At 74.8% G+C, this 23,332-nt stretch carries 16 protein-coding genes; 3 read left to right on the top strand and 13 right to left on the bottom strand.

The window, feature by feature from the left end:
* Positions 1–233: 233 nt before the first annotated feature.
* The 3 genes from ACWDRR_RS06300 to ACWDRR_RS06290 form a co-directional block, all read right to left on the bottom strand.
* Positions 234–2,030, bottom strand: coding sequence for a glycosyltransferase family 2 protein (locus ACWDRR_RS06300; RefSeq protein WP_449771017.1), 1,797 nt, complete (start codon positions 2,028–2,030; stop codon positions 234–236).
* Between the two features lie 179 nt (positions 2,031–2,209).
* The gene (locus ACWDRR_RS06295; RefSeq protein WP_449771044.1) at positions 2,210–2,782 is read right to left on the bottom strand and encodes a GNAT family N-acetyltransferase; all 573 of its coding nucleotides are present in this window, start codon (positions 2,780–2,782) and stop codon (positions 2,210–2,212) included.
* A gap of 204 nt (positions 2,783–2,986) precedes the next feature.
* Positions 2,987–4,402, bottom strand: a complete 1,416-nt coding sequence (locus ACWDRR_RS06290; RefSeq protein ID WP_449771016.1) for a phytoene desaturase family protein — start codon at positions 4,400–4,402, stop codon at positions 2,987–2,989.
* Between the two features lie 331 nt (positions 4,403–4,733).
* Between ACWDRR_RS06290 and ACWDRR_RS06285 the strand changes: the two genes are divergently transcribed.
* From ACWDRR_RS06285 to ACWDRR_RS06275, 3 genes are all read left to right on the top strand, one after another.
* Positions 4,734–5,642, top strand: a complete 909-nt coding sequence (locus ACWDRR_RS06285) for a lysozyme (protein ID WP_449771015.1) — start codon at positions 4,734–4,736, stop codon at positions 5,640–5,642.
* Between the two features lie 446 nt (positions 5,643–6,088).
* A complete protein-coding gene (locus ACWDRR_RS06280) occupies positions 6,089–8,557 on the top strand; it encodes a PKD domain-containing protein (RefSeq protein WP_449771014.1) in 2,469 nt (822 codons plus the stop codon).
* Positions 8,558–8,793: 236 nt separating this feature from the next.
* Entirely contained in the window at positions 8,794–9,591 is a 798-nt protein-coding gene (locus ACWDRR_RS06275) for an AfsR/SARP family transcriptional regulator (protein WP_449771013.1), read from the top strand.
* Here ACWDRR_RS06275 and ACWDRR_RS06270 read toward each other — a convergent pair.
* The 10 genes from ACWDRR_RS06270 to ACWDRR_RS06225 form a co-directional block, all read right to left on the bottom strand.
* Positions 9,556–10,986 carry a DUF6519 domain-containing protein gene (locus ACWDRR_RS06270; RefSeq protein WP_449771012.1) on the bottom strand — a complete coding sequence of 477 codons (1,431 nt, stop codon included), beginning with the start codon at positions 10,984–10,986 and terminating at the stop codon, positions 9,556–9,558. The two genes, ACWDRR_RS06275 and ACWDRR_RS06270, sit on opposite strands and share 36 nt — an antisense overlap.
* A gap of 141 nt (positions 10,987–11,127) precedes the next feature.
* Entirely contained in the window at positions 11,128–13,344 is a 2,217-nt protein-coding gene (locus ACWDRR_RS06265) for a hypothetical protein (RefSeq protein ID WP_449771011.1), read from the bottom strand.
* On the bottom strand, positions 13,341–16,772 hold the full coding sequence (locus ACWDRR_RS06260; RefSeq protein WP_449771010.1) for a putative baseplate assembly protein: 3,432 nt from the start codon (positions 16,770–16,772) through the stop codon (positions 13,341–13,343). The genes ACWDRR_RS06265 and ACWDRR_RS06260 overlap by 4 nt, the downstream gene beginning before the upstream one ends.
* The gene (locus tag ACWDRR_RS06255; RefSeq protein ID WP_449771009.1) at positions 16,769–19,774 is read right to left on the bottom strand and encodes a putative baseplate assembly protein; all 3,006 of its coding nucleotides are present in this window, start codon (positions 19,772–19,774) and stop codon (positions 16,769–16,771) included. Before ACWDRR_RS06255 ends, ACWDRR_RS06260 begins: the two co-directional genes overlap by 4 nt.
* Positions 19,771–20,133 carry a GPW/gp25 family protein gene (locus ACWDRR_RS06250; RefSeq protein ID WP_380576725.1) on the bottom strand — a complete coding sequence of 121 codons (363 nt, stop codon included), beginning with the start codon at positions 20,131–20,133 and terminating at the stop codon, positions 19,771–19,773. The genes ACWDRR_RS06255 and ACWDRR_RS06250 overlap by 4 nt, the downstream gene beginning before the upstream one ends.
* A 13-nt stretch (positions 20,134–20,146) precedes the next feature.
* Positions 20,147–20,485: a hypothetical protein gene (locus ACWDRR_RS06245; protein ID WP_449771008.1), complete on the bottom strand. Its 339-nt coding sequence runs from the start codon at positions 20,483–20,485 to the stop codon at positions 20,147–20,149.
* 8 nt (positions 20,486–20,493) lie between these two features.
* Complete coding sequence (locus ACWDRR_RS06240; RefSeq protein ID WP_449771007.1) at positions 20,494–21,024, bottom strand: phage baseplate assembly protein V; 531 nt, start codon at positions 21,022–21,024, stop codon at positions 20,494–20,496.
* A complete protein-coding gene (locus ACWDRR_RS06235; RefSeq protein ID WP_449771006.1) occupies positions 21,021–22,142 on the bottom strand; it encodes a hypothetical protein in 1,122 nt (373 codons plus the stop codon). The genes ACWDRR_RS06240 and ACWDRR_RS06235 overlap by 4 nt, the downstream gene beginning before the upstream one ends.
* Positions 22,135–22,470 carry a hypothetical protein gene (locus ACWDRR_RS06230; protein WP_449771005.1) on the bottom strand — a complete coding sequence of 112 codons (336 nt, stop codon included), beginning with the start codon at positions 22,468–22,470 and terminating at the stop codon, positions 22,135–22,137. Before ACWDRR_RS06230 ends, ACWDRR_RS06235 begins: the two co-directional genes overlap by 8 nt.
* A gap of 191 nt (positions 22,471–22,661) precedes the next feature.
* Positions 22,662–23,294: a hypothetical protein gene (locus ACWDRR_RS06225; protein WP_449771004.1), complete on the bottom strand. Its 633-nt coding sequence runs from the start codon at positions 23,292–23,294 to the stop codon at positions 22,662–22,664.
* Positions 23,295–23,332 lie beyond the last annotated feature (38 nt).

Below are 23,332 nucleotides of genomic sequence, written 5' to 3'. Positions count from 1 at the left end.
GAACGAGAACAGGCACGGGAACAGGCACGGGTACGGCGCGCGACGGTTCGGCGCTCGGCGGTACGGCCGTTGACACGGCGGGGCTCCTTGCAGGGCTGGCAGCGGTGGTTCGGGACCGCCTGGCCGATGGGGCGGCCGGGCGGTGGGGCCGCGCCGGTGGGGCGACGCGCAAGGGAAGCGGCAGGTACGCGCAGGGAGGGGTGGGGAGGAGGGCGGAGCGGGCCGGGCGGGTGTCAGAAGAGCAGCGGGTCGGCCCAGCCGGAGGCCAGCAGGCCGCAGAGCAGCAGCACCGCGGTGACGGCGACGGCCTCGGCCTGCCCGAAGCGCAGATCGGCGGAGCGGTCGGCAGCCGTCCGGTCGGCGGCCGTCCGGTCGTTGGCCGTCCGGTCGTTGGCCGTCCGGTCGGCGACGGTTCCGTCCAGGGCAGCCCGGGCGGGGGTGCGCCGGGTGGGCGCGGCGACGTCGCCGCCCTTGCCGCCGCGCAGCAGGGGCCAGAGGGAGCGGACGAGCGGGATCATCGTGTGCGCGGTGAGTCCGAGCAGCCCGACCAGTGCCCAGTACGGCTGCCAGCCGTGCAGCGCGACGGCCCGGGCGAGGCCCACGGCACCCGCGACGACGACGAGGCCGAGCCAGCCGACCCCGATCCGGGCGACCGTGCGGGCCAGCGAACTGCCGCCGGAGACGGCGCCGGTGGGCACCCAGTCGGCACTGCGGCGGCGCAGCGCGTGCGCGATGGCGACCACGTGGCAGAGCCCGCCCAGGAGTTGGACCCGGGTGACTTCGAAGCGCCAGCGGGTGCGGGACATCGCGGGCAGCAGGACCAGCGCGACCCAGATCGGCGGCAGGAACGGCAGGACCTGCCAGGGCTCGATCTCGTCGGGTGCGAAGAACAGCATGATCAGGGCCGGCAGCGGGATGGCGAAGACGTTCACCGCGCTGGTCAGGTAGCCGAGGATGCCGTTCCAGAAGCAGAGCCGGGCCGAGCGGCTGAGCGGCCCGCTGCGGAAGCCGGGGTCCCCGACCAGGGCCAGCGAGCCGAGGCACCAGCGGTACTGCTGGCTGATGAAGGCGGGCAGGCCGGTGGGCGACATGCCCTTGGCGACCAGCGCGGGGACGTAGCGGGTGGTCCACCCGGCGCGGGCCAGCGAGAGGCCGGTGTAGAGGTCCTCGCTGTGGTCGATCTCGGCGAAGCCGCCGACCCGTTCCAGCGCGGCGCGCCGGTAGAGCGCGTTGGTGCCGCAGCAGACGGTGCCGTCCTGGGCGTCCCGGGAGGGCTGGATCCAGCGGTAGAAGATTTCCTGGGTCGCTCCGGCGGCCCGCTCCAGCCACGACATGTCCGGGTCGGTGTCGAAGCACTGGGGGCTCTGCACGATGCCGACCTCGGGGGTGTCGAGGTAGGGCACCAGGTGGCGCAGGAAGTCGGGGCGCGGGCAGAAGTCGGCGTCGAGGACGGCGATGATGTCGCCGTTGCCCTCGGCCAGGCCGTGGTTGAGGTTGCCGGCCTTCTTGAACCGGCCCCGGTCGGGCCGGGCCCGGTACTGGAAGCCGTAGGACTCGGCGAGTTCGCGCACCTCGGGGCGGGCGGCGTCGTCCAGGACCAGGACGGTCAGCTCGCCCGGCCAGCGGACGGCGGCGGTGTGGCGGTAGGCGTTGTCCAGGACGGCCAGCGGTTCGCCGGCGGTCGGCAGCAGCAGGTCGACCCCGGGGTGGCGGGCCGGCTGCCAGGCGCGCAGCAGCAGGTCGTGCGAGTCACGGGTGAACCGGCGGGCGCGCTGGCCGTCGGCGAGGGAGAGCACCCAGGTGACGGCGTTGAGGACGGTCAGCACCAGGAAGGGCCAGAGCAGCGGCCGGCTGAGTGCGAAGAGGCCGAGCGTGACGGTGGCGCCGGTGTAGGAGAGGGTGGCGCAGAGCAGCACCCAGCGGCGCTGCGGGCCGAAGTACCAGTAGAGCTCCTGGTCGTCGGGTGGGCTGGGCAGGCGCAGCGAGTCGTCCGCGGGTGTGCGGCGCGGACCGGCATCGGTTGCGGGCATGGCGGTGCCATGGAGTACGGGCATGCGGAGATGGCCCCCCTGGGCTCGGACGGAACGTGGCCGTTCGTCCGTCAGCCTCTCATATTGGCCTAGACCAATCATGAACGAGGTATGACATCTCCGCATCGCCGCAGGTCAGGACTTTGACATTGCGTCACTACTCTGATGAAGCGTCACCATTACTGTTCGGTAAGGTCCTTCACCAGCTTCTCGAACCGCAGGTCGGGGCGGCGCGGGATGCCGAAACGCTCGTCTCCGTAGGGGAACGGCGAGTGGATGCCGGTGCGGTGGAAGCCCCGGCGCTCGTACCAGGCGATCAGGTCGGCACGCTGCTCGATCACCGTCATCTCCAGCTCGACGGCGCCCCACTCCTCCCCCGCGATCCGCGCGGCCTCCGTCAGCACGGCCCGCCCGACGCCACCGCCCTGCCGGCCGGGGCTCACCGAGAACATGCCGAAGTAGGCGGTCCGGCCCCGGCGTTCGAGCTGGCAGCAGGCGACCAGCTCGCCGGCCCGCTCGACGAGCAGCACCACGCCGTCGGGGTGGGTCACGGCGGCGGTGACACCCTCGGCATCGGTGCGCTGGCCGTCCAGCAGGTCGGCCTCGGTGGTCCAGCCGGCCCGGCTGGCGTCACCGCGGTAGGCGGACTCGACGAGGGCGAGCAGCGCGGGCACGTCGGCCACGGTCGCGGTACGGAAGACGAGGGCGTCCGACTCGGGCCGGGCGGTGTCAGGGGTGGCTGCGGGCACGATGGTCCTCTTCTCAACGGTGGGGCGGCGGCCGTTCGGGTGCCGACTCCTGGCATCGTGCCACAGCGCCGCCGCACACCCTCCGTGACGACGCCCACCCCGACCACGGCCCCGACCACAGCCCCCACGACGGCCTCGCCGACGGCCCCGGCCGCGGACACGGCTGCGCCCGGCGGCGGCCCCGGCCGCGGGCGCCGTGCCCGCGCGTCACCCCCGTGCGCGGCGCAGGGCGGCGCGGGCCGCGTTGGCACCGCACATGCCGTGCACCCCGGCACCCGGCGGGGTCGCGGCCGAGCAGAGGAAGACCCCGGGAACGCCCGTGTCGTACGGACGCAGCGCGACCCTCGGACGCAGCACCGTCTGGACCGGGCCGTTGGCGCCGGTGCTGATGTCCCCGCCGACGTAGTTGGGGTTGCGGCGCTCCAGCTCCCGGGGATTCGTGGCGACGGAGGCGAGGATCCGCTCCCGGAAGCCCGGCGCGAACTGCTCGATCCGGGCGACGAGCAGGTCCGCCGCGTCGCCGGACCAGCCGTGCGGCACGTGCGCGTAGGCATGGACCGGGTGGACGTCGCCGGCCGACCGGCCGGGGTCGGCGAGGTACTGCTGGGCCACCACCAGGAACGGCCGCTTCGGCATCCTCCCCCGGGCCACCTCCCGCTCGGCGAAGGCCACCTCCTCCAGCGTGCCGCCGACGTGGACGGTGCCGGCCCGGCGGCAGTCGGCGTTGCGCCAGGGGACGCCGCCCGCCACGGCGAAGTCCATCTTGAAGGCCGCCGGCCCGTGCCGGTACCGCAGGTACGCCCGCCGGACGGGCCCGGGCAGGGCGGGCCCGCAGATCGCCGCGGCCGCCCGGGGTGCCACGTCGAGCAGGACGATCGGGCACGGGCGCAGCTCGGCCAGCGAGACCACCCGCACCCCGGTCTCGACGCGGCCGCCCAGCTCGCGCAGCCTCCCGGCCAGGGCCGCCGTGATCGCCCCCGAGCCGCCCTCGGCGACCGGCCAGCCGCCGTGGTGCGCAGCGGCGATCAGCAGCAGGCCGGCGGCGGCGGTCAGCGGCCGGTCCAGGGGCTGGAAGCTGTGCGCGGCGGCCCCGGCGAACAGGGCGCGGGCCCGTTCGGTGTGCCAGCGGCGGGCGAGCGCGGTCGCCGGCCACAGCGCCCGGGCGCCGAACCGGGCGAGCCGCACGGGGTGCGCGGGCAGCCGGACGAGCGGGCGCATGACGTCCTCGGCCAGTTCGTCGAAGCCCTCGGCCAGGCCGGTGAACAGGCGCAGCCAGGCCTCCTCGTCCTGTTCCAGGGTGCCCGCGGTGGCCCGCACGGACCGGACGGCGGTGGCGGCGTCGCCGCCGGCCAGGGGGTGGGCCAGGTCGACCTCGGGCAGGCGCCAGCGCAGGCCGTGCCGGGCGAGGTCGGCGGAGCGCAGGAAGGGCGAGGCCACGCCGAAGGGGTGCACGGCGGAGCAGTGGTCGTGCAGCAGGCCGGGGAGGGTGGCCTCGCCGCTCCTGGCGCCGCCGCCGATCTCCGGTGCGGCCTCCAGGACGGTGACGGCGAGACCGCGTTCGGCCAGGGTGACGGCGGCGGCGAGGCCGTTGGGGCCGGAGCCGACCACGATCGCGTCGCTCATGCCGGTCCTTCCGTCGGTGCGCCGCCGTGTCCCCGGGTCCGCGGCCCTGCTGCCTTGCGGTCCTGCCGCCCGTGAACCCTCGGACCCACGGACCCACGGACCCACGGACCCACGATGCCAGCCTGGCGGACGGCCCGGCCCGGCGCACGTCCTGGGGCCCGGCCGCCCCGGCCGGCGCGCGTCGGTGCCGCCCCCACCGGAGCGGTGCCCGCACGAGGTGGCCGGGGCACCTGGCCACCCTGGCAAGGACATGGCTAATCTGCTCCCGTCCGGGTCAACTCCCGGACACCAAAGGCCCCATGGGACCTCATACCGGACCAGAGGAGTGTTCATGCTCAGCACTTCCCGCTCCGCCAGCCCCACCGGTACCGCCGCACCCTCGAAAACCCGCCGCCTTCCGCTTCTGGCCGCACTCGCCGCAGCGGTCGCACTGGTCACCGCCGTGACCGCGCCGGCCTACGCGGCCGAGCCCGCACCGGCACCCGCACCGACCACCGGCGAGCAGGCCGACCGCGGCCTCCCCGCCATCCACCCCGAGCTCGACTTCGCCGGCTCCACCGTCGCCGCCCACGAAGGAAGAGAGAACAGCGCGGGCGTCTTCGCCCTCGCCTCCACCCAGACCCCCGGGCTGGACGTCTCCAGCTACCAGGGCAACGTCAACTGGGCCTCGGTGAAGGCGAACGGCGCCCGCTTCGGCTACGTCAAGGCCACCGAGGGCACCACCTACACCAACCCGTACTTCACCCAGCAGTACAACGGCTCCTACAACGCCGGCCTGATCCGCGGCGCCTACCACTTCGCCCTACCGGACCGCTCCTCCGGCTCGGCCCAGGCCACCTGGTTCGTCAACCACGGCGGCGGCTGGTCCCGCGACGGCAAGACCCTGCCGCCCGCACTCGACATCGAGTACAACCCCTACGGCGCCACCTGCTACGGGCTCGGCCAGAGCGCCATGGTCAGCTGGATCCGCTCCTTCAGCGACACCGTCCACTCCCGCACCGGCCGCTACCCGACGATCTACACCACCACCAACTGGTGGTCCCAGTGCACCGGCAACAACGGCGGGTTCGGCACCACCAACCCGCTCTGGATCGCCCGTTACGCCTCCTCCGTCGGCACCCTCCCGAACGGCTGGGGCTACCAGACCTTCTGGCAGTACGCCGACTCCGGCACGTTCCCCGGCGACCAGAACCTCTTCAACGGCGCCTACGACCGCCTCCAGGCCCTCGCCAACGGCTGATCCGGACGACGTGACGGTGTCGCCGGCGGATCCGGACCCCTCGGCCGGCCGGCGCCGCGGCGGGCCCGGGGCCGTCGGCGACACCGTCACGCACGCGGCCGGTTCGGGGCGGTGCCGATCCCACCGGCGCCGTCGGCACTTTGCCTCCCCTTGCCCCGGGACGAGACCCGCGGCGAGGGGGCCACAACGCCGGAGCCGCGCCCGCAGGGCCGCCACAACCGAGGCGGAAGACCTCGGAACGCCCCACCGAAGCCGCTCTGACCTGCGGTGCGGCCGGTTCGGCCGGGCCGCGGACGGGCAGCTCGGGGTGCCCCGGCACCGGGGCCCCGGTGCGGGGCGGCCTTGGGCCTCTTGGATAATGATCGCCTCGCCGTCGGCACGAATCGATCACACATTCCATCGGAACCGACGCGAAACAAGACATCACTCTCCCGAGGAGACCAACTGTGTCCATCCGACGCCGCGCCGGCCTGGCCGTCGCCGTCGCGAGTTCCGCGATCGCCGGCGCCGTACTGCCGACGGCCGCCCACGCCGATTCCGGTGTGCTCCACGTCAACAACGCCGCCGGTGCCAACTGCGCGGACGCCGGCACGGGTACGGCCGCGCAGCCGTACTGCACCGTCCAGGCCGCCGCCGACGCGGCGCAGCCGGGTCAGACCGTGCGGATCGCGCCGGGCCGCGGCTACCCGGAGCAGGTCACGGTCACCCGGTCCGGGGTCCCCGGCAAGCCGATCACCTTCAACGGTGAACTGGTCGACAACTCCGCGACCACCCCCGTGGGTGTGCGGTCCTGGACCGCGAACGCGCAGCCCGCCCCGCACGGCTTCGTCCTCGTGGGCGTGCACGACGTCACGGTGACGGGTCTGCAGCTCGGCGGCCCGCAGGAGGGCGTGCTCGTCCAGGACTCCGAGCGGATCGTTCTCGACCGCATCGACGTGACCGCCGGCAACCCCGTCCACAACGGCGTCCGCGCGTACCCCGACGCGACCCCGGGCATCCGGATCACCGGCAGCAGCGCGGCGGTCACGCTGAGCCGCAGCATCATCACCGGCGTGGGCACGGCCGGCGTGGCCGTCGACCGCGGCGTCACCGGAGCCGTCGTCACCACCAACGAGGTGAGCGGCAACCCCGCCGAGGGTGTGCTGATCACCGACGCCCCGGGCACCGTGGTGGTCGCCAACACCTTCGCGAAGAACTGCGGGAGCGACCTGTCGCTGGCCGGGAACTCCTCGGGCGCGACGATCGAGAACAACGTCATCTCCAAGCTCCCGGCCTTCTCCTGCGCGGGAAGCTTCCAGTCGCCCTTCGCCCCCCTGACGGTCTCGGCCGGTTCGACCGCCGGCACCAAGGCGGACTACAACGTCGTCGCGCCGGCCATCGGCGGCTCCGGCTACTCCTGGGGCGGGACGACCTACACCAACGCGTACGAGTTCAAGGCCACCGGCCAGGGCGCGCACGACTACGGGTTCGACCCGAAGCTGGGCGCCGGCGCCGCCGTCGCGACGTCGGCGGCCGTCCCGAACCTGACGCCGCTCGCCGCCGCGGGCGTGACGGACGCGGCCGACACCTCGGCCCCCGGCATGCTGGACACCGATGCCTACGGCCGCCCGCGCGTCGACCACCCCAAGGTCGCCAACAGCGGTACCGGGAACGGCTACGTCGACCGCGGCGCGGTCGAACTCCAGGAGACCATGGCCGTCTCGGTCTGGACGGCGCCGTACCCGACGGCCGGACAGCCGCTGAAGGCCCGGATCAGCTACTCCTACACCGGGGGCTGGGCGCCGGCCGGCGCCATGCTGGACTTCGGCGACGGCAGCTACCAGGTGCGGGCCCCGCTCGGGACCGCCTCCTTCGACCACGACTACCCGGCGGCCGGCACCTACCCGGTGACGCTCACCGCGACCAGCGAGACCGGCCTCACCCGCACCTCGACCGCCACGGTGAACATCGCCCCGGTCAGCGCCATCCGGGTGAACCCCGCGGTCGGCCAGGACGACCCGACCGTCGCCCGGATCAAGGTCACGGACCAGACCGGCAGCCCCTGGCCGGTGAGCCGCTACACGGTCGACTTCGGCGACGGTTCCGCCCCGGTGGTGACCGACGGCTCGGCCCCGCCGAACGGCCTGACCCACGACTACGGTGTCGCCGGTACCTACACCGTGACCGAGACCGTCACCGACGACCACGGCCGCTCCGCGAGCGCGACGGTGCAGCGCTTCGTCTCCGGCCCCCGGACGGGCGTGCCGTTCACGGGCTACTTCGCGGGCCCCACCAGCCACCTCGGCCTCTTCGACAACGGGCAGTGGGCGCTGTCCAACCAGAAGGCGTCGGCCAAGCCCGGCACGATCTGGCAGTTCGGTGACCCGGGTGACATCCCGGTGGTCGGTGCCTGGGACAACGCCTGCCAGTGCCGGCTGGGCATCTACCGCCCGAGCACCGGAACCTTCGCCCTGAAGCACAACGACGGCGCCGTCTCCGCGGTGCAGTTCGGTGACCCGGGCGACCTCCCCGCGGTCGGCGCGTGGGACCACAACGGGCACGACCAGCTGGGCATCTACCGCCCGAGCACCGGCACCCTGGCCGTCCGGCACGACGACGGCTCGGTGACCACGATGCGCTTCGGCGACGCCGGCGACATCCCGGTGGTGGGCGACTGGGACGGTGTGCGCCACGCCCAGTTCGGGCTGTTCCGCCCCGGTCGCAACGCCGGCGACCCGAACCTGTTCATCCTGCGTCACGACGACGGCAGCGTCTCGACCGCCACCTACGGCGTCAAGGGCGACCTCCCCGTGGTGGGCGACTGGCTGGGCAAGGGCCGGACGACCTTCGGCGTGTTCCGTCCGACCACCGGTCTGTTCACCCTGAGCAACGCCTACGCGGGCCAGGTCGACGTCTCCTTCTCGATCTACGCCTGATCCGGTGTCCGACGGCCCGGGGTGCGGAGTTCCGCGCCCCGGGCCGTCGGCGTCCCCGTGACGTCCCCCGTCGTCGACCGGGGATTCGCTCTGTACACCATGGAGTGACATTGGCCCCGAGGAGCCACCGGTGCGGGCGGGACGCCCTAGCCTGATGCCGGATCAGCGGGGGCCGACGGCGCGCAGGCGGTGGCGGGCGTTCCCCCGGGCGAAGGGAGGGCCGTATCGTGCGTCCGTTGCCCGCACCCGAGGTGCGCGAGTCGAATGGCCGGGTCGGCGTCCGCCGGGGCGCCGACGGGAGACCGGCCGGGGGTGACCAGGCCAGGCTGACGCTGCTCGACGGGTTCGCGCTCGACTGCGGCCCGCGGTCGGTTCATGTGACGAAGACCCTGCAGCGGTTGCTCGCGTTCGTCGCCCTGCGGGGACAGGCGACCCGGGCCCTGGTGGCGGGCACGCTGTGGCCGGAGTCCGACGAGTCCAAGGCGTTCAGCCGGCTGCGCACCGCGCTGTGGCGGCTGCACCGGCTGGGCGTGCCGCTGCTCGCCGCGCACGGTGAGACGCTGCGGCTGCACGCCTCGGTGAGCGTGGACGTCGACGAGCTGCTCGGCGGGGGCGGGGACCGGCCCGCCCGGCGCGGTGCCGGGCTGCGCGAGCTGTTGCCGGGCTGGTACGACGACTGGGTCCTGCTGGAACGGGAACGGCTGCGCCAGATCTGCCTGCACACGACGGAGGAGCTGGCGCTCCGGGAGCTGCGGGCCGGCAACTTCGCGGGCGCGCTGGAGGCGGTGCTGGTCGCGCTGCGGGCCGAGCCGTTGCGGGAGAGCCCGCACCGGCTGCTGCTGGAGATCCACCTCGCGGAGGGCAACTACAGCGAGGCCATCTACACCTACCACGCGTACCGGATGCTGCTGCACCGCGAGCTCGGTGTGAGGCCGTCCCCCCGGATGCGACGGCTGCTGGACGCGGCCGTCGAACCGGCGTCCGGAGCGGGCGGGCCGTCACCCGGTGAGCGGGGGGAAGGTCCGGCGCGGTGACGGATCGACGCTCTGGCCGGAGACGTAGGCGAGCGGGGCGTAGTGGTACCGCACGCCGTCGGGTTCGACGGGCGCCGGGCCGTCCGCGCGCTGCGGCCACAGGACGTCGCCGACGGCGGTGCGGGCCGGGACGAGCCAGTGGTCGCCGCGCCGGTACGTGCCCGGCGTCGCCTCTCCCCCGGGTTCGAACCACACCTGCACGCCGTCCTCCAGGTCCAACCAGCCGCCCTCCACCAGGGGCAGCGCGCCGTCGTCCGCGACGTCCGCCGAGGCACCGGGGGCCGGCCGGTGGTCCCAGCGGCGCAGGAACGGGTGCGCGCCGAGCCCGCACGCCTCGTCGCCGTCCTGCTCGTCGAGGGTGACCAGCAGGTCCACCGCGTCCACGGCGAGGACGCGCCGCAGCCGGGGGGCCCGCCTCGGCGGGTCGGTCAGCACGACGTCGTCGGCCACCCGGCCGGCGGTCGTGTCGTCCACGAGTTCGACCCGGTCGCCGACCTCCAGGCCGAGCTTGCCGTCCCGGCCGAGCGTGCTGACCCGGGCCGTCGCACCGGTGAGCGACACGATCGGGAACACCACCGAGGCGTTCTCCCGGGACCACTTGAAGGTCGCACCGCGGCGGGCCGCGCCGGTGTCGGCGGTACCGGCGGCGGCCGTGCCGGTGGGGACCGGGCAGCCGGTGGAGCCCGTGGGCCGGGCCGGGCCGCCGGTGTGCACCTCGATCCGGTACAGCTGGTTCTCCGGCCCCCGGAAGCGGCTGTCCACCGGCAGGTGGTACTGGCAGTCGGCGGGGGCGACCGGCTGCCTCGCCCGCGCCCGCATCCGGCCGGTCGGCCGGAAGTCGGCCAGCCGGGCCGGGAGTTCCTCGAGCGCCTCCTCGGTGGTCCGCGCCGTCACCGCGACCGCGGCCACCTGCCAGACGGTCTTCGCCCGGGCCGCCGTGTCCGGGCCGGGGGCACCGAGCGCGACCTCCCGGATCGCCGGGTCCTGCAGCGCCGTGATCAGCCGCTCCCAGACCCGCAGGCAGAGCACGAACGGCTCGTCCTGCGGCAGTTCGTCGGCGCTGTGGCCGATGCGCAGCCGCAGGTCCGGCTGGGTCCAGTAGGTGACCTCGGCGTCGTTCTCCACCAGGATGCCGTCGACGTACATGCGCCCGGCGGAGATGGTGAGGTCCTCCTGCGGCTTCCGGCCGGCGACCGCCCCGATCGCGAAGCCGCCGCCGGCGGCGGGCGCCACGGCGGGCCCGAGGACGTCGGCGACCATGGTGCGCAGCTGGTGCAGCAGCACGGCGCCCTGCTCGTTGAAGTCGGCGTCGAGCTGCACCCGGCCCTGCTGGGCGAGCACCGCCGAGTAGTGCTTGCGCGGGTCGAACGTGGTCCGCGAGAAGTCGCCCTGCATGGTGTCCTCCGGTACTCGCTGGGCTCTGGTCGGGGCACGGGTCACGGTTGCGGCCGCGGGTCACGGTCGCGGGCCACGGTTGCGGGCCACGGCCCCAGGTGACGGGTCAGGTCGGGTCGGGTCGGGTCGGGTCAGGTCGGGTCAGGTCACGATGACGAGGCCGGCGTCGCAGCCGGCCGGTACGTACTCGGCGAGCCGGATCCGCAGGTTGTCCTCGCGCTGGGGCTGGAAGAGGTCGTGGAACGCCCCGAGCTCCGAGCCGTCGTCCGCGCCGCGCCGGATCTCCTCCGGGCAGTCCGGCGCGAGCTGCGCGTACCCCGGCAGGCCGTAGCGGGTGCTGGTGAACCTCGGGACCACCCGCTGCGGTTCGCCGGCCGGCGGGGCGTCGGGCAGGCAGTGGAACCGGCGGGGCGTGCGCGATCCGGGCCCGAGCCAGCAGAACCGGACGCAGCCCGCCTGCCGGCGTTCGACCTGCAGGCAGCCGGTCAGGACGGAATTCTCGACCAGGCCGGCCGCCCGGGTCAGCACCGTGCCGAGGACCGTCGTGCGGCGGGCGCTGAACACCGCGTGCGCCGGGCGGCCGTCCGGTGCGGACAGCGCGGCCGCGCGGCGGCCGACGGCGTCGAGGATGCTGTCGGACAGCCGAACGGGGTTGGGCTCGGCGGTCGCCCCGTCGGCATCGACCAGGATCGAGCCGATGATGCTGTGGTCGACCTCCAGGCAGGCGGGGGTGTCGACGAGCTCGATGCTCGCCTCCTCCTCGTGCTCGGGCCCGCACTCCTGGTCCAGCGACCAGCCGGGCACCAGGGTGCTGTGCCGCACCACGACCTGGCCGACGCCGCCGCGGATCCGCAGGCCCCGGCCGGCGACCAACAGCCCGTCGAGCACGATCCTCGGCAGCCCGCCGACCGGCCCCGACGAATCGGCGGTGGGCCCGTCGGACTCGGCGGTCGGCCCGGCGGGCCCGTCGGTGTCGGCTGGCCCGTCGGCGACGGCCGGACGCGGGCCGACGATCTCCAGGGCGTCCGGGCGGTTGCTGTTCCAGTCGAGGACGCGCAGCACGGGCCGGCTGCCCGGGGCGGCGCGCAGGGTCAGCCGGTCCCCGTGGTCCAGCTCGACGGTGAGCGACTCGTGGTAGTCCCCGGCGTCGGTGATCTCGATGACGGCCTCGCGCTTGCCGGGGTCGGCGAGCTTGTCCGTCCGCCACTGCCGCAGGGCCGCGCCGATCCCGGTGAAGTCGTTCCCGGCGGCCCGGCCGACCGTGTAGAAGGCCCGGGGGCGCCGCGGTTGCGGCGGCCGGGGGTATTCGCCGCCGCCGAGGTCCGCGCTGAAGCCGTAGTGGTAGTCCACCCAGACGCCGTCGGCCGGCGCGTGCCGGGCGGGGAAGGCGATCCGGCCGAGCACCGGGTCGATCGCGACCCGGTCGTCCGCCGGGTGGTGGCGCCAGCCGGTCAGATCCGCCGCCACCACGCGGCTCAGCGGCACCGGTTCGCCGCCGACGTAGACGCACAGGCTCTTGCCCGGTCCGTAGAACTGCGCGGTCCGCTCGGCGAAGGCGACGCGGCGGATGAACCCGGGGACGTTGCTCTCGTCCGCGAGGTGCGTCGGGGAGGGCTCCGCGACCGGCTTGGTGATCAGCGGCGCGCTGTTGCCGAGCACGCTGAAGGTGAAGTGCCGGCGGGCGCGGTCGTCGCAGTGGGCCGGTGCGCGGGTGACCGGGTGGGCCCGCAGCCGCCACAGGAACAGGCCGATTTCGGGGATGCCGGACCGCCCCCGGCCGCGCGCCGAGTCGATCCTCCGGACGTCGACGGTGTGGGCGAGGCTGTCGAACGGGCCGTCGATCCGGTCGAGCGCGTCCACGGCGTGCAGGTCCACGGTGCGGCCCCGGGTGAGCCGGCGCCGGTCGGCGCGCGGGTCGCGGCCGTGGAGCCGGACCGCCTGGGTGACGCCGAGCAGCGTGCGGAACTCCACCGCCCGCGCGGGCCACCCCGCGACGTCCGCGGCCAACTCCTCCAGCAGCGCGAGCGTGCCCTTGCGGCGCCGGTTGCCGACGGTGTGCGCGACGTCCCGCCGCCCGGCGATCACGGCGGGCAGCAGCCGGGCCGCCTCGGCGGAGCCGGACAACGCCTCGGCGGAACCGGGCAGGACGCGGTAGCCGACCAGGTCGCCGAGGTAGGGCGCGACCCAGCTCCGGCAGGTCTCGATGAACCAGTCCTCGTAGAGCTGTTCGAGGTCGGCCTCGATGACGTCCGCCTGCTCCTGCACCACGCCGAGCAGCGCGCGCAGCGGCCCGCCCTGCTCCGCGTCCCGGCGCCGGACCACGGCGGGCAGCAGCTCGTACATCCGGTCGGTGGTCACGGGATCCTCCGCAGGGTCAGGGCTTCCGGGACGTCGGACGGGAGGACCGCGAGCTGCGCGGGGCGGACGTCGCGGTACACGGTGAGGAGCTGTCCGGGGGTGAGGGCCGGGGTGGCCAGGAGCGGGTTCAGCGCGGCGAGTTCGTCGAGGGGCACGCCGTGGCGCTGGGACACCCGGGTGAGCGTGTCGCCGGCCACGACCCGGTGGTCGAGCCGCTCGAAGTGGGCCGGGAGCGAGGCGACGCACGGCTTCGCCGACGTCAACCCCGTTGCCAGTTCGGCGAGCTGAATCGGCGTCACATCGGATCGCACGCTGTCGAAGACGTCCAGGTCGACGTAGTCGACGCCCTCGACGCCCTGCACCACCGCGATGGCCTCACTGAGGTACGCGGGCCGGCCGAGCTCACGGGCGGCGAACCCGAACGCGTCGGCCAGGGCGGCCCGCACGGCGGGTTCGACGAGCTCCCAGGAGTGGTCCGGCAGCACCTTCACTCCCGCGTCGAGCACGATCAGCCGCAGCTCCCGGGCGGCGACCCGGACCGGCAGGCCGGCGTCGCCGTAGTCCACCAGGGCCCGTTCGAGCGCGGTGATCGGGCCGGAGAGCGGGTCGAGCGGCGCGTCGCCGACCGCTGCCACCGTCACGTGGACGACCTCGCGCGTCCCGTCGAAGAGCCGCACCGCGCTCGCCTTGCCGATGCCGGCCCGGGCCCGGGTGAAGTCCTCGTAGTCCTGGACGGAGACCAGCCGGTCGAGCGCGCGCAGCCGCAGCGGGATGACGGTGCGCGCGTCGGCCGGTCCGTCCGCGTCCGCACCGCCGGTGGCCGGCAGCGGGTTGGTCACGCCGCTCACCCCGAGCGGACGCGCGGCGAGCTGGTCGATGCCGCCCGCCGCGACATTGCCGACGGCGCCCGCGCCGGTGCGGTAGGTCGCGGTGACGTTCTGGCTCCCCGACGGCAGCCGGGCGCCGTGCACACCGTCGCCGAACGCGACCGACGCGCCACCGGATCCGCCCTGACCGCCCGGTCCGGCGGCGAGGTCCGTGCGCAGTTCGCGGACGTGGTCGGTCGGCCCGGCGAGTGCGAGCGCGGCGGTCTCCTGCCAGGCCACGCCGTTGACCCGGGTGGTCAGGGTGCTGCTCGCGCCCAGCGGGTTGTCGGCCGCCGTCCAGGTCAGCGGGGTCCGGTCGGAGACCAGGTGCAGCCGGAACACCTGGCCCGGCCGGCCGGCGTCGCCACTGCCGAGGATGTCGCCCCGGGTCTCCCCCTGGGTGGCGCCCACGACGTTGCCGTAGATCTTCACCGTGGAGCGCCGGTAGGTGTGGGCGAGTTCGTCGGCCAGCAGCAGCCGGGTCTGCGGCCCCTGCCCGCGTTCGAGCACCGGCCGGCCGTCGACGGTCCGGTCGAGGCGATGGGTGACGCCCGCGACCATGGCCAGTTCCGCGGCGTGGACACCGCTGGTGTGGGGCACGTCCGTGCGTTCGCCCGACACCACGATCCATCGGCCGGCCTTGAGCCCGTCGTAGCACTCGGCCAGGTCGATCGACGCCTGCCCGACGTCGTCGAGCACGGGGGCGCCGACCGGGGTGAGCGGTTCGCCCTGGGCCCACAGCGGGGTGCCGCGCCGCAGCGGCCCCCGGTCACGATCGAGCGGAGTGTCGAACTCCAGCTTCGTGACGGTGATTTCGGAGATCTTCCGGCCGGCGTCGTTCGGGTCGGTGACGTCCAGCCGGGCCTGCACGACCCGGTCCGGGAAGAGCACCGTCGAGGCGGCGCCGTCGCCGGCTCCGACGAGCACCGGCCGGCCCGGCAGGATCGCGTCGTGGACGGCGTCGAGCAGGATGCCGGTCACCCCGCCGTCGGCCGACCCGTCATCGGCCGCTGCGGCGGTGTCCTGCCGCGGGGGCGGCGGCTCAACCAGCGCGACGGTGGCCCGGACCCGCAGGACGCTCAGCCCGGCGAGCGCCGGCGGGTCGGTGATCCGCTCGCGCCGCCACGCCTCGTACACCGGCGCGAGCCGGGGGTCGGCGGCCGCGAGCAGCCGGGGGTGCACGTCCGCGTCCGGCCGGAACAGCTCCCGCGCCGGGGTGGCGAGGGCGCGCGCGGTGCGCGGCGGGCGGGACGGGGTCCGGCGCAGGGCCGGGAGGACGGGCGTCAGCGCGACCAGGCCGGTCGCCCGGTAGGGGTCCGGGCACTCCTCGCACTCGGTGGCCCGGGCCGCGTCGCCACCCCCGCCCTGCCGGTCGCCTCGGCCGGGCCGGTGATCGGGGCCGTGTTCGTGATCGGGGCCGTGTTCGTGATCGCGGCCCCGGGGGAGGTCGTGGCCGCAGACCAGGGTCCGGGCCAGCCCGCGCAGTTCGGCCATCTCCGGGGGGCTGCGGCGCGCGATCCGCGCGGCCAGTGCGGTCAGCTCGCCGCCGCTGCCCACCACGGCCGCCACCTCGACGCCCAGCCAGTCGGCCAGTGCGCAGCTCGCGCCCCTCGCCGCCGTCGCCGCCGCCTCGGTGAGCCGCCGGAGGTACCGGGCGGCCCGGTCCAGCACGTCGGCCGGGGTCGGGGTGGGGGCGAGGAGGGCCGCCAGGGGTGCGAGGACCTCGGTGACGATCCGGGCCGCGACCGGGTCCAGCGACGCGACCGGGGCGCCGGTCGCGCGGTCGAGCGCGGTCGCGAGGTCGATGACCGCGGTGGTGAAGGCATCGAGCGGGGTGGCGGACGACACCAGGGTCACGGCGGTCCGGCCGGCGGTGAAGTCCACGGTGGAGTCGGCGACGGTCCTGGCGTGCACGTCCGGCCGCAGGCCGGCGGGGGCGAACGCGAAGAGCAGCCGGTCCCCCTTGCGGAGGTTCGCCGAGACGCCGTCGACGGCGAAGTCCACCAGCGTGGTGTCGACCCCGGCGGCGGTGATGTCCGGCGGGTCGGTCAGCCGGACGGCGAGGGTGTTCCACTCCTCGCGGGCCACCAGGTCCTCGTCGGTCTCGAAGGTCTGCGGCAGCCCGCCGTTCTCGGCCCGGCTGCGCACCGCGGACCCGGCCGGGACGAGGCTCCGCGCCCCCGGGTCGAGCGTGTAGGCGAGGTGGGTGCTCGCGGCCAGCGGCGGCCTCGGCAGGTGCCCGGCGAGCCGGCCGAGCAGGCTGATCGACTCCGGTTCGGTCGCGGTGCGCAGATACCCCTCGTTGGCGATCCGCTCCTGGTAGAACGTCAGCACGTCGCCGACCGTCGCCCAGCAGTCGAGCAGGGCGACGGCCGGGTCGTCCGGGTCGCGGGTGGTGAGCGGGTCGAGCGCCCGGCGGCTCGACAGCCGGGCCAGCATCGACGCGCGGAACGTCGGCCAGGTGCCGGCCCGGTAGGACAGGGCCGGCAGGCCCGGCCGGTTGAACACCGGTACCGGGGTGACGGCCTCGACGCCCGCCCGGCAGCCGCATCGGCAGCTCATCGGCCACCCTCCAGATCGAGTGCGAGCCGGCCGTTCTCGGGCCGGGACGGGTCGTTGTCCAGCCGGGCGGCCTCGAACGCGCCGATCGGCAGGAGACCGGTGACCAGGGCGTCCCCGGGATCGGCGGGGCCGGCGAACAGCCGGGCCAGCCGGGTGACTTCGGCGTGCCGGACACCGGGCACCGCCACGGCGGCGGCCACCAGCCGGCTCGCCCGCACGGGTGCGCCGAAGGAGAGCGCGTCCGGCGCGAACAGTGCGGCGAAGGCCGCCAGCAGACCGGCCCTCACGTGCCCGGCCACCGCGTCGGGCTCGACCCGGACGTGCAGGGCGATGTCGAGCGGCACCTGGGTGGCGCCGAGCACGGCGAGGTCGTGCCCGATCCGGCGGTACCGGAACAGCGCCTCCCGGACGGCGTCCAGCAGGTGGTCGGGGGCCGTCGCGGTGCCGAAGGCCTCGACCGCCACCTGGGCCTCGTACCAGCTGCCCGTCCAGCGCAGCGCCGCGGCCGCCCGCCGCACCCCGGGGGTGCGGGCGGCGAGGGTCGCGTAGTCCTGGGGGGTGACGGCCCGCAGCAGCCGGCCGGTCGGCTCGACCGGGGCGAGCCGGCGGACGTCGTCGACGGGTTCGGGATCGACGCCGCCGCGGGCCGGCAGCGGGTTGCGCACCACGCGGATGCCGTGCTGCCCGGTCGAGCAGAACACGATCCGGCTGATCACCTCGGCGCCGACGTTGCCCGCCGTGCCGTTGCCCACCCGGTAGCGCACGGCGCACCGCCGGCCCGGGGCGTCGGCGAGCGGGAACGCGGCGCCGTGCCGGCCGTCACCGAAGCGCAGCCGCAGGACGCCGTCGTCGTCGGTCTCGCCGACCAGGTCACGGTCGGCCGGGCCGCTGTCGAGCAGGTCCCGGCGGGGGCGCCAGTCGTGGCCGTCCTGGTCGGTGAGCCGCAGGACCGGCAGCGCGCGGCGCGGGTCCTGGGTGGTCGCGGCGGCCGCGGGCCCCCGCAGGGCCGGGGCGCTCTCGCGCAGCCGGTCGCGCTCCTCCTCACCCCAGCTCTGGCCGATCTCCCAGCCCTCCGCGTCGACATGCAGGACGGCGCCGGCCCGCGCCCGGCGCAGCAGTTCGGCCCACCGGGCGAGCTTCACCGCGAGGAGTTCGTCGAAGCGCCCGAGCAGTGCGCGCAGGGCGTGCGCGGGCCGGTGCTCCAGCCCCACCCGGAGCAGGGTGGCCTCGCCGAAGAGCGTGACCAGGTAGCCGCGGTCGGCGGGTTCGGGGTGCCCGTGCTCCGGGGGGAGCCGGTGCCAGATCGCGGTGAGCCGCTGCCGGGCCCGCTCCGGCAGGCCCAGCAGCAGCCGGGCCTGCGCGGCGGCGACGGCGGCCGGCGAGGGGAAGGGCTCGCTCCGGGTCACCGGTGTCAGGCGCAGCGCGGGCGCGAAGCGGACCGGCAGGGGCGGGTACGGCGGCCGCCCGGCGGCCGGGCTGTCGTCGGGGCAGCCCCACTGTTCGGGGGGCGGGCAGCCGGGTTCGGCCGGGGGTGCGACCGGGATGTCGATGGTCTCGGGCGGCGCGTGGCACCAGTCGATGCTCCGGCCGTGCTCGACGAGGACCGCATTGCCCCGGGCCACCCCGATTTCGAGGTCGGCGCAGTCGGGGCCGCCCCTGCCGCCGACCCGCAGCGGAAAGGCCAGGGCGTCCTCCGGGGCCCAGGCGACCCGCAGGATCGGCTGGTCGTACAGCCGGTCGACGTCCTCGTCGACGGAGAGGAGCCGGACGGCCTGGCGGTGGGTGCGGTCGGCATCGGCGGCCGTACCGGTGGTCGCGCCGAGGATCTCCTCGAACACCAGCACGTCGCCGGGCCGCAGCCGCAGGATCCGCCGCCCCCGGGGGCCGTGCGGGGCGCTGTCGACGAGGGTGGCCGAGGTCGCCCCCGTGGGCAGGCGGCATTCGGCGTCACCCCAGGTCCACAGGTGGATCAGGCTGTGGTCGCGGTACAGCGGGACGTCCTCGCGGTGGACCGGCTCGAAGACCTCGTACGGCGGGAGGTCGCGGCGTTCGAGGTCGGCGGCGAGCACGGCGGCGCTCGCGCCGGGCGGTGCGCCGGGGGTCCGCGTGGTGAAGCGGAAGTCGCCGGCGGGCAGGGTCAGGTCCTCGTCGGTCTCCAGGCAGACCCACGCGCGGGCCGCACACCCGTCGTGCATCGCGTAGTCGACCAGCCGGGCGTGGCGGCGCACCGACACCCGGCGGCGCGCGGTGTCGAGGTAGGCCTCGGTGGCCACCGCGTCCTGCCGGTAGCTGAGCCGGTCGCCCTCGGCGGCGAGCAACTCCACCAGGGTGATGCCGAGGTCGGGCACGTGCCGTTCGGTCCACCCGGGCACGGTGAGGGCGAGCCGGTCGAGCATCAGGCGGCGGAAGCTGTCGTAGTCCTTGGCCAAGTAGTCAATGTCAGGCACAGCGTCAATGTCGGGCACAGCGTCGATGTCAGGCACAGCGTGGACGTCAGGCACAGCGTGGACGTCAGGCCCCGCGTCGAGGTCGGGCGGCGCGTCGATGTCCGCCGGGTCCACGCAGCCGCCCCCGCACCGGTCGTCGGCGCAGTCCAGGCCGGCGCTCTCCGGCCGGAAGGTGAACTCCCTGCTCGCGAAGCGGCGGTCGAAGCCCGGGTGCGGTTCGGTGCCCGGCCGGCCGTGCGGATCGGTCCGCACGACGCTCAGCCGGTAGACCGACAGGTCGCCCGGCCGGTCGATCCGGAGCAGCAGCCGGTGCGGCGACTGCTGCTCGCCGTCGTCGGGCCGGTGCACCTCCAGGACGGTGATCCCGGTGATCCGCTGTCCGCCGTCGATGCGGAAGTTCGCCGGCGTCAGCCCGTGCGGCGCCTCGCCGAGGAGGGCGACGACCAGGTGGTCGCCCCGGCCGCCGTCGCCGCCGTCGCGGACGTCGACGCTGTCGATGCCGCTGAGGCCGGCGGCGCGGACCTTGGCCCGGCGCCGTGCGTCGGTACGGGTCATCGCGTCACGCTCCCCTCGATGACGTCGGTGCGCACCTGGCCGGTGGCGAGGAGCAGGTAGCGCAGCTCGATGCGGAGCGTGCTCTCCTCGGCGGTGACCTGGAGCGAGTCGACCACGATCAGGTCGCCGAGCCAGCGTTGCAGCGCGCCCTCGGCGGACACCTGGAGCGCGGCCGCGAGTTCGACGCTGTCGGGCTCGAAGACCAGGTCGAGCAGCCCGCAGCCGAAGTCGGGCCGGTTCACCCGCTCGCCGGGCGTGGTGAACAGCAGCTGCTCGATCATGTCCCGTACGTGGTCCGGGTGGTCGCGGTCCGCGGTACGGCCGCGCGCGTCGATCCGGAAGGGGAAGGCGATGTCCATCGGTGCGCTCCGCTCACGATCCGGTGACCAGCAGCTGCATGGCCATCACCAGCGGCGGCCCGGGTGTGGGCGAGCCGAGGCAGACCCCGCCGCCGGGCACGGGGGGCGGCGTGGGCGGCGGCGCCTGGGTGAGCATCGGCGCACCGTTGACGAGGACGACGGAGACGTTGGTCCACCGGACCGTCGCGCAGGGCGTGGGAGCGGCGCAGCCGGCGACCACGATCCGGTCGGCGGTGGTCGCCACCGCCAGTCCGTCGACCAGGGCTCCGGGCGGACCGGCCGGCAGTACGGTCGCGGTGCCACCGTGCGGGCAGGTCATGGTCATTCCGGTGTGGACGGCAAGGCCGGGCATGGTTCCCCCTACTTCGGCACGACGAGGGTGCCGTTGTTGATGATCACCGAGGTGCCGGCCAGCCGGATGCTCGCCAGCCCCGGGCCGCAGGACAGTTCGATGCCGGCCTCGCTGAGCTTGATGTACGGCCCGGACGCCCCGCGCAGTTGCAGCCGGATGCCGCCGGTGGGTTCGGTGGCGTCGGTGAGCAGCACGTAGTTCCCGGCGGGCGTGCTGAGCACGACCTGCGGCACCTCGGGCGGGACGAGCGCGGCCACCGGTGGCTGCTCCAGCGTTCCGCCGCGCCAGAACCCGGTCCACACGGCGCGGTTGACGTCCCCGTCCTCGAACGTGACCCACACCCCGGACTGCACGGAGGGCACGACGTGCATGCCGGCCGTCGCGTAGTGCGGGGTGGCCCAGATGCACGGGTCGGCGCCGAGGACGTCGTCGACCCGGACCATGATCCGGTTCTGTTGCAGGGGGTCGAAGTTCGAGACGACGACGCCCCGGTAGAGGTCCCGGAAGTCGGGCTGCTGGTTGGCGTTCGACGTGGTCACGGCGCCACCCGGTCGGTGAGGGCGCCGAAGCCGTCCCTGGCCAGGGCGAAGCTCTGGGTGTACGCGCCGCGCCTGACGTCGTGGGTGACGCTCTTGACGTAGTAGAGGCCGTCGTAGGCGGGCCCCGCGCCGCGCACGCCGACCAGCCCGCGCGCGGCGAGCACCCGGCCGTAGCGCAGGACGTCCAGCTTGCCCTGTCCGGTGACGGCGTCCGCCGCCTTCGACGTCACGCTCACCGCGCGCAGCATCGCGTCGGTGATCGATCGGTCGGTCAGTTTCACGATCGGCTCCTCCCTGAGGGCGACCGCCGGTCGGGCGGCGAGTGGCGGCTTCAGCAGGCTCAGGGCGGGGACCGGCACCGAGATGCCGAGCTTGGTGTTCGGCTCGGTGATCCGCACCGTGTACTGGGTGCGGGCCAGGCCGTCGAAGGAGAACGACAGCGACTCGACGTTGTCCGCGGCCCCGGAGTTGACGGTCAGCGCGGGCTGCGGCTCGCCGACCCGGATCTCCGGCCCCCAGTAGCCGATGCTGGTGCCCGGCGCCGGCCCCGGGACGAGGTAGCAGGTGTACCCCACGTCCTCGCCGAGGCTGCGCAGGTACTCCAGGTCGGTGCTGGACTGGACGGGGATCCGGTCGAGCGGGTTCGGGACGGTGGGGACGATCGGCGGGACGGCGGCCGGGACCACCCCGTAGAGGGCGTACTTGAGCAGGACGAGGGTGGCCCTGACGTGGTGCGGCATGGCCGGGTAGCAGGCGTGCTCGGTCCGCAGGTCCATCAGCAGCGTCAGGTCCTCGCCGGTGACGGTGAGCGTCGAGGCACCGGGCGTGTCGCTCGGGCTCAGCTCGTGCCGGGTGATCACGCCGTCCATCAGCACCTCGGTCGACCCGGCCACCACCACCGCGACGATCACCCGCGTCGGCGGGTCGAGCAGCCCGGCCGGCAGCAGGGTGCTGGTGATCACGGATCTCTTGCTGACCGCGAAGGTGAGCTGGAAGCCGCTCCGCGACCCGGCGCTCGACGTCACCTGCACCGACTGCAGCGCGTCCATCAGCGCCTGCGGGGCCGGCGCGGTGACCACACCGCCGATCCGCAGCAGCAGTTGGAGGCTCCTAGCCATGGACGGCTCCCGGCAGCAGCGGCGAGCCGGCGGCCGGACCGGCCGCGGCGGGCAGCGTGATCCGCAACCGCCGCCCGGGGACGAGGAGTTCGTCGGGGTCCAGGGCGCGGTTCGCGTCGGCGATCTGCCACGCCAGTTCGGCATCGCCGAGCTCCGCGAAGGCGATGGTGTCCAGCCGCTCGCCCGGCCCGACGACGTGCTCGCGCAGCTGCGCCAGCTCCTCCGGGTGCGGCACGAAGCGCCGCCGCAGATACGTCACCGTCCGCCCGTCCGGCAGGCGGCGGTCGGCGGTGGGCAGCCCCCGGTAGCGGCTGGTGATGGCGAACATGGCGCTTCCTCTCGCTGGTCCGGCACTTGCTCTTCCGGCTCCTGCCGGTCCGGTGCTTGCTGCTCCGGCTCCTGCTGCTCCAGCACCTGCTGGTCCGACTTCTGCCGCTCCGACTCCTGCCGGTCCGACTTCTGCCGGCCCGGTGCCGGGATCGGTCCGGGCGCCCCGGTGCCCGGGGAAGTCCCGGCCCGTCAGACGCGGGGTGTGCCGAGGTCGGAGATCGGATGGCGGACGGTCTGCGCGAAGCCCTCCTTGCGCCCCTGGTAGGTGAGGTAGAGCACGCCGCCGTGGTGCCGGTGCCCGAGGTCGTCGACGGTGAGCACCCGCACACCGAGGCCCACCTTCGCCCGGATCGGGTTGAGGGCCTGGTCGAAGAACTCCTCGGTGACGGAGAACTCGGTGATCCGCACGGGCACCACCCGCTTCGGCCCCAGCACCAGGACCAGCAGCGCGGACTCCAGCGGCGCGACCTCGATCTGCCCCTCGCGTGCCAGCGCGTCCTCGCGCTGCAGCTGCCGCACCGTCGGGTACATCGTCAGCTCCAGCGCGGAGAGCACCGGATACAGGCCGTCCGGGTACTTCTCCGGCTCGGCCGTCGCGTCGAACTCGGCGTCGAACCTGAACTGTTCCTGCGCGGGACCCTTGAGCCGCAGGACTTCCAACCGGTCACCCGGCTCGCTGCCGATGCCCTGCGGCGTCAGCGTCCTGGTGAGGGTGTCCGGGTTGTACTGGAACGGGATGGTCCGCAGCACCGTGCCGCGGTCCGGGTCGACGAGCACGAACCCGCCGCGCACCGGGTTCAGCGCCCCGGGGAAGGTACTCACTCCCGCACCTCCGTCGGCGACGGCGCGGCCGTGGGCCC

The organism is Kitasatospora sp. NPDC003701 (assembly GCF_053587085.1).
The sequence above is the reverse complement of the archived record's forward strand: the minus strand, read 5'-3'. Positions and strand labels throughout refer to the sequence as shown.

Coding starts and splice junctions, on each gene's coding strand:
- ACWDRR_RS06290 (WP_449771016.1), bottom strand. CDS start 4,402: ATGAGCGACGCGATCGTGGTCGGCTCCGGCCCCAACGGCCTCGCCGCC.
- ACWDRR_RS06260 (WP_449771010.1), bottom strand. CDS start 16,772: ATGAGCTGCCGATGCGGCTGCCGGGCGGGCGTCGAGGCCGTCACCCCG.
- ACWDRR_RS06255 (WP_449771009.1), bottom strand. CDS start 19,774: ATGACCCGTACCGACGCACGGCGCCGGGCCAAGGTCCGCGCCGCCGGC.
- ACWDRR_RS06235 (WP_449771006.1), bottom strand. CDS start 22,142: ATGGCTAGGAGCCTCCAACTGCTGCTGCGGATCGGCGGTGTGGTCACC.
- ACWDRR_RS06230 (WP_449771005.1), bottom strand. CDS start 22,470: ATGTTCGCCATCACCAGCCGCTACCGGGGGCTGCCCACCGCCGACCGC.
- ACWDRR_RS06250 (WP_380576725.1), bottom strand. CDS start 20,133: ATGGACATCGCCTTCCCCTTCCGGATCGACGCGCGCGGCCGTACCGCG.
- ACWDRR_RS06245 (WP_449771008.1), bottom strand. CDS start 20,485: ATGCCCGGCCTTGCCGTCCACACCGGAATGACCATGACCTGCCCGCAC.
- ACWDRR_RS06300 (WP_449771017.1), bottom strand. CDS start 2,030: ATGCCCGCAACCGATGCCGGTCCGCGCCGCACACCCGCGGACGACTCG.
- ACWDRR_RS06285 (WP_449771015.1), top strand. CDS start 4,734: ATGCTCAGCACTTCCCGCTCCGCCAGCCCCACCGGTACCGCCGCACCC.
- ACWDRR_RS06270 (WP_449771012.1), bottom strand. CDS start 10,986: ATGCAGGGCGACTTCTCGCGGACCACGTTCGACCCGCGCAAGCACTAC.